The 11,730-nt window shown below is 69.0% G+C and carries 9 protein-coding genes and 1 pseudogene; 4 read left to right on the top strand and 6 right to left on the bottom strand.

Annotated elements, in window-relative coordinates; genetic code table 11:
* Positions 1-168: 168 nt before the first annotated feature.
* From ALA01S_RS28545 to ALA01S_RS28560, 4 genes are all read right to left on the bottom strand, one after another.
* Positions 169-1,305, bottom strand: a complete 1,137-nt coding sequence (locus ALA01S_RS28545; protein ID WP_066342684.1) for a ParB/RepB/Spo0J family partition protein — start codon at positions 1,303-1,305, stop codon at positions 169-171.
* The gene (locus ALA01S_RS28550; protein WP_066342685.1) at positions 1,302-2,477 is read right to left on the bottom strand and encodes a ParA family protein; all 1,176 of its coding nucleotides are present in this window, start codon (positions 2,475-2,477) and stop codon (positions 1,302-1,304) included. The genes ALA01S_RS28545 and ALA01S_RS28550 overlap by 4 nt, the downstream gene beginning before the upstream one ends.
* A 111-nt stretch (positions 2,478-2,588) precedes the next feature.
* Positions 2,589-4,958, bottom strand: a complete 2,370-nt coding sequence (locus tag ALA01S_RS28555) for a DNA polymerase II (RefSeq protein ID WP_066342686.1) — start codon at positions 4,956-4,958, stop codon at positions 2,589-2,591.
* Positions 4,959-5,076: 118 nt separating this feature from the next.
* Positions 5,077-6,000, bottom strand: coding sequence for a LysR family transcriptional regulator (locus ALA01S_RS28560; protein ID WP_238455994.1), 924 nt, complete (start codon positions 5,998-6,000; stop codon positions 5,077-5,079).
* Positions 6,001-6,109: 109 nt separating this feature from the next.
* On the opposite strand from ALA01S_RS28560, the gene ALA01S_RS28565 reads away from it, so the two are divergent.
* The 4 genes from ALA01S_RS28565 to ALA01S_RS28580 are packed head-to-tail and all read left to right on the top strand — an operon-like array spanning position 6,110 to position 10,330.
* Entirely contained in the window at positions 6,110-7,093 is a 984-nt protein-coding gene (locus tag ALA01S_RS28565) for a Bug family tripartite tricarboxylate transporter substrate binding protein (RefSeq protein WP_066342688.1), read from the top strand.
* A 33-nt stretch (positions 7,094-7,126) separates the two neighbouring features.
* Positions 7,127-8,164, top strand: coding sequence for a 4-hydroxythreonine-4-phosphate dehydrogenase PdxA (locus tag ALA01S_RS28570; RefSeq protein WP_066342690.1), 1,038 nt, complete (start codon positions 7,127-7,129; stop codon positions 8,162-8,164).
* 46 nt (positions 8,165-8,210) lie between these two features.
* Entirely contained in the window at positions 8,211-9,401 is a 1,191-nt protein-coding gene (locus tag ALA01S_RS28575; RefSeq protein ID WP_066342692.1) for an L-rhamnonate dehydratase, read from the top strand.
* A gap of 11 nt (positions 9,402-9,412) precedes the next feature.
* Positions 9,413-10,330, top strand: coding sequence for a dihydrodipicolinate synthase family protein (locus tag ALA01S_RS28580; RefSeq protein WP_066342693.1), 918 nt, complete (start codon positions 9,413-9,415; stop codon positions 10,328-10,330).
* Positions 10,331-10,383: 53 nt separating this feature from the next.
* Here ALA01S_RS28580 and ALA01S_RS28585 read toward each other — a convergent pair whose 3' ends face one another.
* Complete coding sequence (locus ALA01S_RS28585; RefSeq protein WP_157119356.1) at positions 10,384-10,971, bottom strand: PEP-CTERM sorting domain-containing protein; 588 nt, start codon at positions 10,969-10,971, stop codon at positions 10,384-10,386.
* Positions 10,972-11,458: 487 nt separating this feature from the next.
* Positions 11,459-11,730: pseudogene (locus tag ALA01S_RS28590) on the bottom strand (hypothetical protein); the annotation flags it as partial.

The following is an 11,730-nucleotide window of genomic DNA, read 5'->3' on the forward strand; positions in this document are numbered from 1 at the left end:
AGCCGTTACGTTTTCCCCGGACAGCAGTGCGCGAAGGCGGGCATCCACGCAGGCCGGGAGGCCGCCCGGTGCTCGTGGACACCCGCCTGCGCGGGTGTGACGAGGCCATTTCAGTGTGGCGAACGAATTGGAATCAGAGGCGGCCGTCCCCCCGGGGCCGGCCCGGCGTCAGCGGCTGAAGCCCGCGGCGCCGCCGTCGCCCAGGCTTTGCGCGATGCGCTGCGCCAGGTCGCGCAGGAAAGCGGCCAGCTCCGCACCGCCGGGGCGCTGCTGCTGTGCATCGGCCTCGGCCGCCAGCCGGGCGACGTCCGCCATGGACAAGGCCACGCCACCCGCGGCTCGCGCGGCGGCCGGCGGCCGGAGCGCCGGCGCGCTGTACGGGACGTCGGCCGGTGGCGCGGCCAGGGCCTGCACGGGTACGGCCGGCAGCGCGGCCGGTGTTGCGGTTGGTGTTGCGGTCGTGACCGGCGCTGCGGCCGGGGGGCTGTGCGGTGCAGCGCCGCGGCGGCTGGCCTTGCCCGTGATGGCGCTGAACACCTGTGGCGGCGCCAGGCCGGCCTGCGCGGCTTCCCGCGCCGCCGCCAGCGCGGCCTGGCGGTCGCGCTGCAGGGCGTCGGCCAGGTCGCTGGCCCAGGCGAACTGCACCGCCAGCGGCGAGCCGAAAGCGGCCAGGAGGTCTTCGGGCAGCTCCGCGACCTTGATGGCGCGGCTCACGTTGCCCGAGTCGGCGCCGACGGCCACGGCCAGCATGCGCTGCGAGGGGAACAGGCCCTCCTTGAGCGCGCGCCGGTACATCACGCCCTGCTCGTAGGCGCTGAGGTTCTTGCGGGCGCGGTTCTCTCGATCCATTTCCGCGAACAAGGCGCGGTCGTCGAGGTCGGCCACGACCGCCAGCACGGGCAGCCCAAGCTCCAGGCAGGCGCGGTGGCGCCGGTGGCCGAACACGATCTCGTAGCGCGCGCCGTCGGTCGCCGGCCCGCTCAGCGGCCGCACCTTGATGGGCTGGACGTTGCCGCCCGCGCCGGCAATCTCGGCTTTCAGCTCCGCGAAGTCTTCGTTTTCGAAAGACGCCGCATGCCGGTTGGCCCAACGGCTGGCGCGCACCAGGCGCGCGTCCAGCGGCTGTGCGCCGCGCTCGCCTTCGAGCTGCTGCACTTGGGCGCGCAGCGAATGCAGCTCCTGCGCCAGGCCGGCGTGGCGCATCACGCCCGTGACGGGTTCGGCGGGTGCGGCGGGCGCGGCCGGAGCTGCGCCGGCCGGCGGCAGGTCGAACTTGAGGCCCTTGCCCTTGCTGACGGCGCTCATGCCGCGGCGCTCCGTGCGAGCTGGCGGCGCCAGGCCTTGAGGCAGTGCACGCTGATGGCGTCGGCCAGGCGGTCCGCGGCGTCGGTGGCGCGGCGCACGGTGCGGCTGCTGCCCACGGCCTCGTCGTAGACCGTGCCGAAGTTGGCGCTGGCGGCGCCGGCGGCGGCGCTCTTGGGAATCTCGACGGGCAGCAGCTTCTCGGCGTAGGCCGCAGCCATCCACTCCCGCACGGTGCTGCCCGCGGCGTCGGTGGATTCGACGCGGGTGGGCAGGATGCTGATGAAGTCGAAGCGCTTGTCCTGCACCGAGGGCAGCCGCGTGGTCAGGTCGCCGAAGAGCTGCCAGAACTGCGCGCTGCTGGCGAAGTCCAGCGCGTTGGGCGGCAGCGGCATGAGGATGCCGTCGGCCGCCATGAGCACGTTGATGGTCATGTAGGACAGCGCCGGCGGCGTGTCCATGATGATCACGTCGTAGTCCTGGCGCAGGTCGCGCAGGCCCAGCTCCAGCACGCGCCAGTACTGGAAGCCCGCGTCCATCACCATGCGGCCCGACAGCTCGAACTCGGCGCCGAACAGCAGCGGCGCCGCGGCCACGAGGTCGATGCCGCTCCAGTAGGTGGGCCGCACGGCGTAGCGCAGCGACGCCTGCGCGCCTTCCACCAGCGGCAGCATGGTGTCGTCGCGCCGCACCTCCGTGTCGGGCAGGATGCCGAACAGCGTGGTGAGCGAGCCTTGCGGATCGGTGTCTATGACCAGCACCCGGTGGCCGCGCAGCGACAGGCCCTGCGCCAGCGTCAGCGCCGTGGTCGTCTTGGTCACGCCGCCCTTGAAGTTGGCCACGGCGATCGTCACGGCGTGGGCGCCGGTTGGGCGCAGGGCGTCGGCCTTGTAGTGGCGCACCCAGGCCTGCAATTCCTGCAGCGTGAACTCGCGGCGGTTGCCCACGCCCAGCTTGCCCACGGGCAGGGTGCGCTTGCGCAGGGCCACGTCCATGGCGTTCTTGTCCAGGCCGGTGAGGCCCATGACGTCGCCCGTGTAGTAGCGCGGCGGCGTCTTGCGGTTCTCCGGCGCCAGCATCGCGCCGCGCACCTGCGAGACGACGGCCTGGACCCGGTTGGCCTGCACCAGCACCTCGGCCAGCGGGATCCCTTCGTCTATCACTGCACTACCCATCGCACCCTCGTTTTTGTAGGACGCGGGAGTGTAGCTTTGTCGCGAAACTCTGCGATAAAGCTTTGTTGCTGCGACAACACAAGGCCGCCGCGACCGCACGGGCTTGGGGGCTCAGAACAGGCCGGCGTTCGGATCGATCAGCCTGGAGAAATCGTCCTGGACGAAGGGCAGGATGGCGTCGGCCACGGGCCGCAACTGGCGCTCGATGTAGTGGTGGTAGTCGATGGGGGCGCGGCGCATCTCCAGCGGCTGCGGGCCCGCGGTCGTGATCACGTAGGCGATGCGGGTGCGGCCGCCGCCGAGGAACGGCTGCACGCGGCCCAAGCGCTGGTCGTTCTCGTCGGCCATGCGCGCCGCGCGCACGTGCGGCGGCACGTTGCGCTGGTAGTCCTCCAGCCCTCGGCGCAGCCGCTTGCGGTAGACCAGCAGCTCGTCCATGTCGCCGGCCAGGGTGCGGCGCACGAAGTCGCGCACGTAGTCCTGGTGAGGCTGGCGCAGGAACACCCGCTGGTAGAGCTGCTGCTGGAACTGCTGGGCCAGGGGCGTCCAGTCGGAGCGCACGGTCTCCAGCCCCTTGAAGACCATGCGCTCGCGGCCGTCCTGCTGCCTGACCAGCCCGGCGTAGCGCTTCTTGCTGCCTTCGTTCGAGCCGCGGACGGTGGGCATGAGGAAGCGGCGGTAGTGCGTCTCGAACTGCAGCTCCAGCGCGCTGTCCAGGCCGAACTCGGCCTTCAGGTGCTCGCGCCACCACTGGTTGACGTGCTGCACCAGGCCGCGGCCGATGCGGGCGGCGTCGGCCTCGGCGTGCTCGCGGCCCAGCCAGACGAAGGTGGAGTCGGTGTCGCCGTAGATGACGCGCCAGCCCTGGGCCTCGATGAGCTCGCGCGTCCTGCGCATGATCTCGTGGCCCCGCCGCGTGATGGAGGACGTGAGGCGCGGGTCGCAGAAGCGGCAGCCCCGGGTGCCGAGCACGCCGTAGAAGGCATTCATGATGATCTTCAGCGCTTGGGCCAGCGGCTGGTTGCCCTCGCGCTTGGCGGCCTCGCGGCCCTGCCAGACCTGCTCGACCATGGCGGGCAGGCAGTGGCGCGTGCGGGAGAAGCGCGCGCCGTCGAAGCCAGGCACCGAGGCCTGCTCGTCGGCCTCGTGCAGCCCCTGCGCCAGGCCGGCGGGGTCGATCAGGAAGGTGCGGATGATGGCGGGGTACAGGGACTTGTAGTCCAGCACCAGCACCGAGTCGAAGATCCCGGGCTGCGAGTCCATGACGAAGCCGCCGGGGCTGCTGCGCGGGCGTTCGTCGCCCAAGGTGGGCGCGACGAAGCCCAGGCGGTGCATGCGCGGCAGGTACAGGTGCGTGAAGGCGGCCACCGAGCCGCCGCTGCGGTCGGCCGGCAGCCCCGTGACGGTGGCGCGCTCCAGCAGGAAGTCCAGCACCTGCGTTCTGGCGAAGATGCGGCTCACCAGCTCGCAGTCCTTGAGGTTGTAGCGGGCCAGCGCCACCTTGTCCTCGGCGAACATGCGGTCGATCTCGGCCATGCGCTCGTCGGGGGTGTCTATGGCCTTGCCCTCGCCCAGCAGCTCGCGGGCGACGTTCTCCAGCGCAAAGGACGCAAAGCTCCAGGTGGCCGAGCGCAGCGCCTCGATGCCGTCTATGAGCAGCCGCCCGGCTGCCGCCGCGAAGAAGTGGCCGCTTTGCGTGCCGTGGGCGCGCCACTCCATCACGGCGCCGCCGCGGCCCAGCCGCAGCGGCACCTGCAGGCGCTGCGCGTGCTCGTGAAGGATGCGCAGGTCGAACTGCACCAGGTTCCAGCCGATGAGGGCGTCCGGGTCGTGGCGGGCGAGCCAGTCGCAAAGCGACTGCAGCAGTTGCGCGCGGGACTCGACGGCGTCGAGCCGGAAATCCACCGGCGCCCCGTGCCCGCCGAGCGGGCCCAGCACCCAGACCTGGCGCTCGCCGCAGCCCTCGATGGCGATGGAGTACAGCTCACCGTGCCGGTTGGTTTCGACGTCCAGCGAGGCCAGCCGCAGGCGAGGGCGGTAGGCGGGCGCGGGTTTCAGGCGCGCCTGGTGCAGCGTGCCGCTGCCGTCCGGCGTGCCGCTGAAGCGGACCGGCGCCGTGATGAAGCGCTCCATCATGTAGCGCTCCGGCGGCCGGATGTCGGCCTCGAAGACCGGGATGCCGGCGCGCCGGAGCCGTTTTTCGGCGCGCTGCAGTTGGTGCTGCTGCCAGCAGTACAGGCCCATCACGGGGCGGTGCTGGAAATCCAGCAGGTCCAGCGCGCGCAGCTCCACGTAGGGCTCGTCGCGCAGCAGCAAGGCCGCCTGCGCCTGCCGCTCGGCGGGGAAGAAGGCGACGGACGTCTGCGGCGGCAACCGGACCCGGCGGGGGCCTTCGTCGGTCGCCAGCCAGAACTCCACCAGCGTGCCTTGCGGCGTGTCGCACCAGTGCCGGGTGAGCACGAAACCCTGTTGTTGATCCACGGGCGGCAACCTCAAGGGCCCGCCACGAGGCGGCGTGGATGCGGGCGCAACGGCAGGGTGGGCCTTCCGGAGGGGCCTTGCGCGGTCCGCAGCCTGGTAGCCATGCCCGTCATGCCCGTCATGCCGCCAGCGCCGCAGCCAGCAGCTCCAGGAAGCGTTGCGCCGCGGCGCCCAGCGGGCGCTGCTTGGGCACGATGGCGCGGTAGGGCTCCAGCGCCTGGTGCAGTTGCAGCGGGAGCACGCGCAGCAGCCCGTCCGCCTCGTGGCGCGCGGCCAGCGCGGCGGGCAGCACGGCCACCATGGGCGCCTCGTTGATGAGGAACACGGTGGTGTGCATGGAAGCGGTCTCCACCAGGTTGCGCGGCATGTCCAGGCCCTGCAGCCGGAATTCCTGCTCCAGCAGCTCGCGCATGGGCGAGGGCCGCGGCTGCAGCACCCAGGGGTCACGCAGGAGGCCTTGCAGCGTTGGAGCGCTCTCGTGGGCCCGCGAATTGCGCCGGCCCACGACCACGCTCAAGGGCTCGCTGGAGAGCACCGTCGAGTCGTAGTTGCCATGGGCATGGCCTTCGGCGATGCGGCCTATGACCAGGTCGAGCTCGCCCTGGTCCAGCAGGTCCAGCAGGTGGTCGCTGGTCTCGGTGACGATGCGCACCTTCAGCAGCGGCCGCTCGCGCTTGAGCGCGGCCACCGCCTGCACCAGCAGCGTCGGCGAAGACGCCGGAATGCAGCCTACGGCCAGCACGCCGCCGCCGCCCTCGCTCAAGCCTTCGAGCGTGCGCGCGAGCGCTTCCAGCGAGCCCTGTAAACCCTCGAAATGCGCCATGACGGCCGTGCCCGCGGGCGTGGGCCGCAAGCCGCGGCCGGCGCGCTCGAACAGGGGCAGCTCCAGGGCCGCCTCCAGCTCCTGGAGCATCTGCGTCGCCGCGGGTTGTGTCATGCCCAGCTCCGACGCCGCCGCGCGCAGCGTCCCCAGCCGCTGCAGCGCCAGCAGCAGGGCGACTTGCCTGAAGCGCAGCCGCTGCAGCAGGTGGCGGGCGGACATGGGCTTCATAAATAAGTTGGGCCTATCAGTCGATCAGAAAAATCAAGTTTACGCGTATAGATCGGCTGCCTAGCATCGCTGCACTTCCTACAACGACCCGGAGACAAACATGAAGCCAAGCGCCTGGAAGCGGCGGGCGGTGCGCGCCGCGGCGGCCGCCACCTTGTTGGGCCTGACGGCGGTGCCGTCCCTGGCGCAGGAGTGGCCGTCCAGGCCGCTGCGCATGCTCGTGGGCTCGGCGCCGGGCGGCGGCACCGACGCGGCGGCGCGCGCGGTGGCCGACAAGCTGGGCCCGGCGCTCAAGACCACCGTGGTGGTCGAGAACAAGCCCGGGGCCTCCAACACGATGGCGCCTGCCGAGGCGGTGCGTGCCAACGACGGCCACAGCCTGGTGATGGGCGTCTCCACGGCGCACGCCATCGCCCCCCACCTCATCAAGCTGCCCTACAGCAACGACCGCGACCTGGTGCCCGTGGCCTACGTCGGCGCCGTGCCCAACGTGCTGGTGGTCAACAAGGACCTGGGCGTGAACACGGTGAGCGACCTGGTGGCGCTGGTGCGCAAGCAGCCGGGGTCGGTGAACTTCGCCAGCAGTGGTGCCGGCAGCACGCAGCACATTGCCGGCGAGCTGTTCCGCGAGGCCACGCAGGCCGACATCACGCACGTGCCCTACCGCGGCAGCGCGCCGGCGCTGGTGGACCTGATGGGGGGCTCCGTGCAGATGAGCTTCGACACCATGGCCTCGGTGCTGCCGCACATCAAGACCGGCAAGGTCAAGGCGCTGGCCGTGGCGGCCGCCAGGCGCAGCCCCCAGCTCCCCGACGTGCCCACGACCGCGGAGGCCGGGCTGAAGGACGTGGAGATGAGCGCCTGGTACGGCGTGTACATGCCCGCGGGCACGCCCAAGGCCGTGCAGGACCGGGTGCATGACGAGGTCACCAGGATCATCCAGATGCCTGACGTGAAGGCGCGACTGGAAGCCATAGGCATGGAGGTGCAGCCCATGAGCCAGGCGCAGTTCCAGGCTTTCCACAACGCCGAGAACAAGCGCTACGCGGCCCTGATCAAGCGCCGTGACATCCGGCTGGACTGAGTGCCGGGACACAGCCTCAGCAAAGGACACACCATGAACACCTCCACACGGCCCGTCGTCGCGCTGACCCTGGGCGACCCGGCCGGCATCGGCCCCGAGCTGATCGCACGGCTGCTGGCCCGCAGCGACGTGCGCGAGCAGGCCAACATCGTGCTCGTCGGCGACCCCTGGCTGTGGGCCCAAGGCCAGCAGGTCGCGGGCGTGGAAGTCGCCACGGCCCCGGTGTTGTCGCTGGCCCAGGTGCGCGAGCGGACGAACGCGTCGCGCCCGGCCTTCCTGGCCGTGGACACGGTGCGGCCGGACCAGGTGCGCGTGGGTCAGGCCGACGCGGCCGGCGGCGCCTCGGTGCTGTCGGTGCTCAACCGCTGCATGGACGCGACGCTGGCCGGCGAGGTGGACGCGATCTGCTTCGCCCCGCTCAACAAGCACGCGATGAAGCTGGGTGGCCTCCAGCACGAGGACGAGCTGCACCACTTTGCCCAGTACCTGGGCGTGCAGGGCTACTTCTGCGAGTTCAACACGCTGCAGGGGCTGTGGACCTCGCGGGTGTCCTCGCACGTGCCGCTCAAGGACGCAGCCTCTTACCTGAGCGTGGAGCGCATCCAGGCGGCCGCGACGCTGATCTACCGCTCGCTGCAGGCCAACGGCGTGGCCGCGCCGCGCGTGGCGGTGGCCGGCTTCAACCCGCACAACGGCGACGGCGGCACCTGCGGGCGCGAGGAGATCGACGTCATCGCGCCGGCGGTGGCCGCGCTCAACGCCGCGGGGCTGCCGGTGGTTGGGCCGTTCCCGGCCGACACCATCTTCCTCAAGGCGCGTGACGGCGAGCTCGATGCCATCGTCACCATGTACCACGACCAGGGCCAGATCGCGCTGAAGCTGCTGGGCTTCTCCAAGGGCGTGACGGTGCAGGGCGGCTTGCCCATTCCCATCACCACGCCGGCGCATGGCACCGCCTACGACATCGCCGGCCAGGGCCGCGCCGACGTCAACGCCACGGCCAACGCCTTTGCCATCGCCTGCCGCATGGGCCGTGCGCAGCGGGCGGCGCGCACCAGCACGCCTGCCTGAACGCCACCGCCACGCCCGTCACCCGAACGAACAAGAGACCGATTCCATGAAGATCACCAAGATCCGCGCCCGCGTTTTCGAATGGCAGGGCCCCACCGTGCCGCCGCAGGGCAACTTCTGCTCCAACGCCATGGACCTGGTGTGGGACAACAAGGCCCACGCCGGCGCCGACGACACCATGGACACCTTCCGCTTCCACGGCTGGACCGTGGTGGAAGTGGAGACCGACACCGGCGTGGTGGGCCTGGGCAACGTGGCGCTGGCGCCGCGCATCGCCAAGGCCATCATCGACCAGTACCTGGCGCCGCACGCGCTGGGCCAGGACCCGTGGGACTACGAGTACATCAACCAGCGCATGTACCGCGCCACGCACGCCTGGGGCCGCAAGGGCGTGGCGATGGCGGCGATCTCGGCCATCGACATCGCCATTTGGGACATCCTGGGCAAGGCGGTCAACAAGCCGGTGTTCAAGCTGCTGGGCGGGCGCACCAAGGAAAAGATCCCCTGCTACTACTCCAAGCTGTACCGCACCGACTTGAAGGACATGCAGCGCGAGGCCGAGACCTTCATGAAGCAGGGCTTCAAGGCCTTCAAGATGCGCTTCGGCTACGGGCCGCAGCATGGACAGCAAGGCGTGGTCGAGAACCTCAAGAGCGTGGAGGCGGTGCGCGAGGTGATCGGCTACGACAACGACCTCATGCTGGAGTGCTACATGGGCTGGAACGTGGAGTACGCCAAGCGCATCCTGTCCAAGCTGGAGAAGTACCAGCCGCGCTGGCTGGAGGAGCCGGTGATTGCCGACGACATCGACGGCTACGCCGAGCTCAACCGCCTCACCAGCATTCCCATTTCCGGCGGCGAGCACGAGTTCAGCCTCTACGGCTTCAAGCAACTGCTGGAAAAGAAGGCCGTGAGCGTGGTGCAGTACGACACCAACCGCGTCGGCGGCATCACCATGGCGCACAAGATCAACGCGCTGTGCGAGGCCTACTCCGTGCCCGTGATCCCGCACGCGGGCCAGATGCACAACTACCACCTCACCATGAGCAGCCTCAACTGCCCCATGAGCGAGTACTTCCCGATGTTCGACGTCGAGGTGGGCAACGAGCTGTTCTATTACATCTTCGCCGGCGAGCCGGTGGCCGAGAACGGCTTCGTGCAACTGCGCGACGACGTGCCGGGGCTGGGCCTGACGCTGCGCACGGACTACCTGGACCAGTTCCGCATCGTCGAGTAAGGAGCCGCACCATGACTCGACGTTTTGAAGGCGTGTTCCCGGTGGTGCCCACCGTCTTCCACGCCGACGGCACGCTGGACCTGCCCGGCCAGCTGCGCTGCGTGGACTTCATGATCGATGCCGGCTCCAACGGCCTGTGCATCCTGGCCAACTTCTCCGAGCAGTTCGCGCTCGCCGACGAGGAGCGGGAGCTGTTGACGCGGGCCATCCTGGAGCACGTCGCGGGGCGCGTGCCGGTGATCGTGACCACCACGCACTTCAGCAGCGCGGTGTGCGCGGCCCGCAGCCGCCGCGCGCAGGACTTGGGCGCCTCGATGGTGATGGTGATGCCGCCCTACCACGGCGCCACGCTGCGCGTGGGCGAAGCGCAAGTGGTGGAGTTCTTCCGCACGGTGTGCGCGGCCATAGCCATCCCGCTCATGGTCCAGGACGCCCCCGTGGCCGGCACGCCGCTGCCCGCGGCGCTGCTGGCGCGCATGGCGCGCGAGATCCCCAACCTGCGCTACTTCAAGATCGAGGTGCCGCAGGCGGCCAACAAGCTGCGCGAGCTGATCGCCCTGGGCGGCGACGCCATTGAGGGGCCGTGGGACGGGGAGGAGGGGCTCACGCTGTGGGCCGACCTGGAGGCGGGCTGCACGGGCGCGATGACGGGAGGCGGCTTTCCTGACGGCATGCGCGCCATCGTCGATGCCTACCTGCAGGGGCGCCACGAGGACGCTTTCGCGCTCTACCAGCGCTGGCTGCCGTTGATCAACTGGGAGAACCGGCAGGCGGGTTTTCTGGCCGCCAAGGCGCTGATGCAGGCCGGTGGCGTGATCCAGTGCAGCGCGCCGCGCCATCCCTGGCCGGACTTGCAGCCGGAGATCCGGCAGGGCCTGATCAGCATCGCCCGCCGGCTTGATCCGCTGGTGCTGCGCTGGGCGCAATAAGCGCCCTCAGCGCAAACCCGCCATCGGCAACCGATGGCGGGCTTTCACGACCTTTATGGCGCCGGATTTTTCGAATCCTGGGCTTTGGCGCGCCGCCGCACAGCGGCAATACCCAGCAGCCCCGCCGCCATCAACGCCACGCTTTGCGGTTCGGGAACCGGGCTCGCGACATTGCCCAGTCCGGTTTTCACGTTCAAGACCAATTGATCGTGCTGGCTGAAGCTCAATCCTTTCCAGTTGAGCTTGATGGTGTCGTCAGTGAAACTCAGTCCGTTGCCAATGCCCGCAAACGTCGTCGAGGGATCGACGGTGACGGAAGTGAACTTGCCTGCTTTACCGTAAATGTCGCGCAGCACCCAACCGTTGAACTCGGCCCCGGCGTCACCGTATCGGCTGCCATAAAGGAAATCGATGACGATACGGTTATTTTGAATATCCATTCTCGCGGAGCCGTCCGCAATATTATCTATCTCAATGCCTGCATCTGCCTTGTAAAGGCCGTTTGCGGAATTTTCGTAGGGATTGCTGCTCAGCGTCGGGTAGAAATATCGAAATTCGAACGTGTTGCCCAGCAGCGAGGTCGCTGAGGCGTTTCCGACAGCCAAGCCAAGAAATACAGAAAAAATTGCCGATCTCTTCACGGTACCTCCTTGAAATTCAAATGCCCGTGAAGGAATTTTGTAATCTTATTAGTTTAATTACAGCCTCTTGAGTGGGTGGTTGGCTTGCGAAGTTGATTCGTGGGCTGGGATGGCCACTCGCCTATACCGGGGGGCCTTGAGGTTTTCCGCAATGTGCCGCGCGCTTGCAATGCCGATAGCGTCATTGGGACGGCCGATGTTGGCTGTCGATGACGTGGAAAATTGGGAGGTTGCCATGGCGCCTGTAAGCAAGCAGTCTGACGCCGACGATGGCTCGTGCACCCCAGCGTGCATTGCAACCGGCGAAAGCTCCGTTGAGGCGCTGCTTCGAGTCGAGGCCGAATGTGGGTGGAGCGACGCACCCTGGCTCATGTCCCAAGCCTGGGAGCCGGCAGACGATGAGGGTTGGGCCGGGGCTGGTGTCGGACAACAGCCCTGACCCTGTCCGCGCTGGAGCCCAAGGTCGCAGAATTCGTTGCGCGGCAAACTACGCCGCGCCCAGCCGGATGATGTGTCGCCAAGGAAGGTTCTCATCCGCCTCATAGTCGGCGACGACCCAGGTGCGCGTCGGATGGTCCGCATGGGCGAGCAGGAACTCCCGCACCATACGGATTGAGCCCATGTCCAGGGCCGCGTAAGGCTGGTCCAGGCAGGTCACCGTGGCTTGCGTGGCCAGCAGCCCCGCGAGGGCCACTTTGCGCCGCGTGCCCGTGGAAAGCATGGACAAGTTCTTAGCCAGGTGAGGCTGCAGCTTTAAAG

The sequence above is a fragment of the Azohydromonas lata NBRC 102462 genome (assembly GCF_001571085.1).
Lineage (GTDB): Bacteria > Pseudomonadota > Gammaproteobacteria > Burkholderiales > Burkholderiaceae_C > Azohydromonas > Azohydromonas lata.

Bases quoted from the DNA above. Each gene is read 5' to 3' on its own strand.
- ALA01S_RS28545 (WP_066342684.1), bottom strand. From the start codon at position 1,305: ATGAGCGCCGTCAGCAAGGGCAAGGGCCTCAAGTTCGACCTGCCGCCG.
- ALA01S_RS28550 (WP_066342685.1), bottom strand. From the start codon at position 2,477: ATGGGTAGTGCAGTGATAGACGAAGGGATCCCGCTGGCCGAGGTGCTG.
- ALA01S_RS28560 (WP_238455994.1), bottom strand. From the start codon at position 6,000: ATGTCCGCCCGCCACCTGCTGCAGCGGCTGCGCTTCAGGCAAGTCGCC.
- ALA01S_RS28565 (WP_066342688.1), top strand. From the start codon at position 6,110: ATGAAGCCAAGCGCCTGGAAGCGGCGGGCGGTGCGCGCCGCGGCGGCC.
- ALA01S_RS28570 (WP_066342690.1), top strand. From the start codon at position 7,127: ATGAACACCTCCACACGGCCCGTCGTCGCGCTGACCCTGGGCGACCCG.
- ALA01S_RS28575 (WP_066342692.1), top strand. From the start codon at position 8,211: ATGAAGATCACCAAGATCCGCGCCCGCGTTTTCGAATGGCAGGGCCCC.
- ALA01S_RS28580 (WP_066342693.1), top strand. From the start codon at position 9,413: ATGACTCGACGTTTTGAAGGCGTGTTCCCGGTGGTGCCCACCGTCTTC.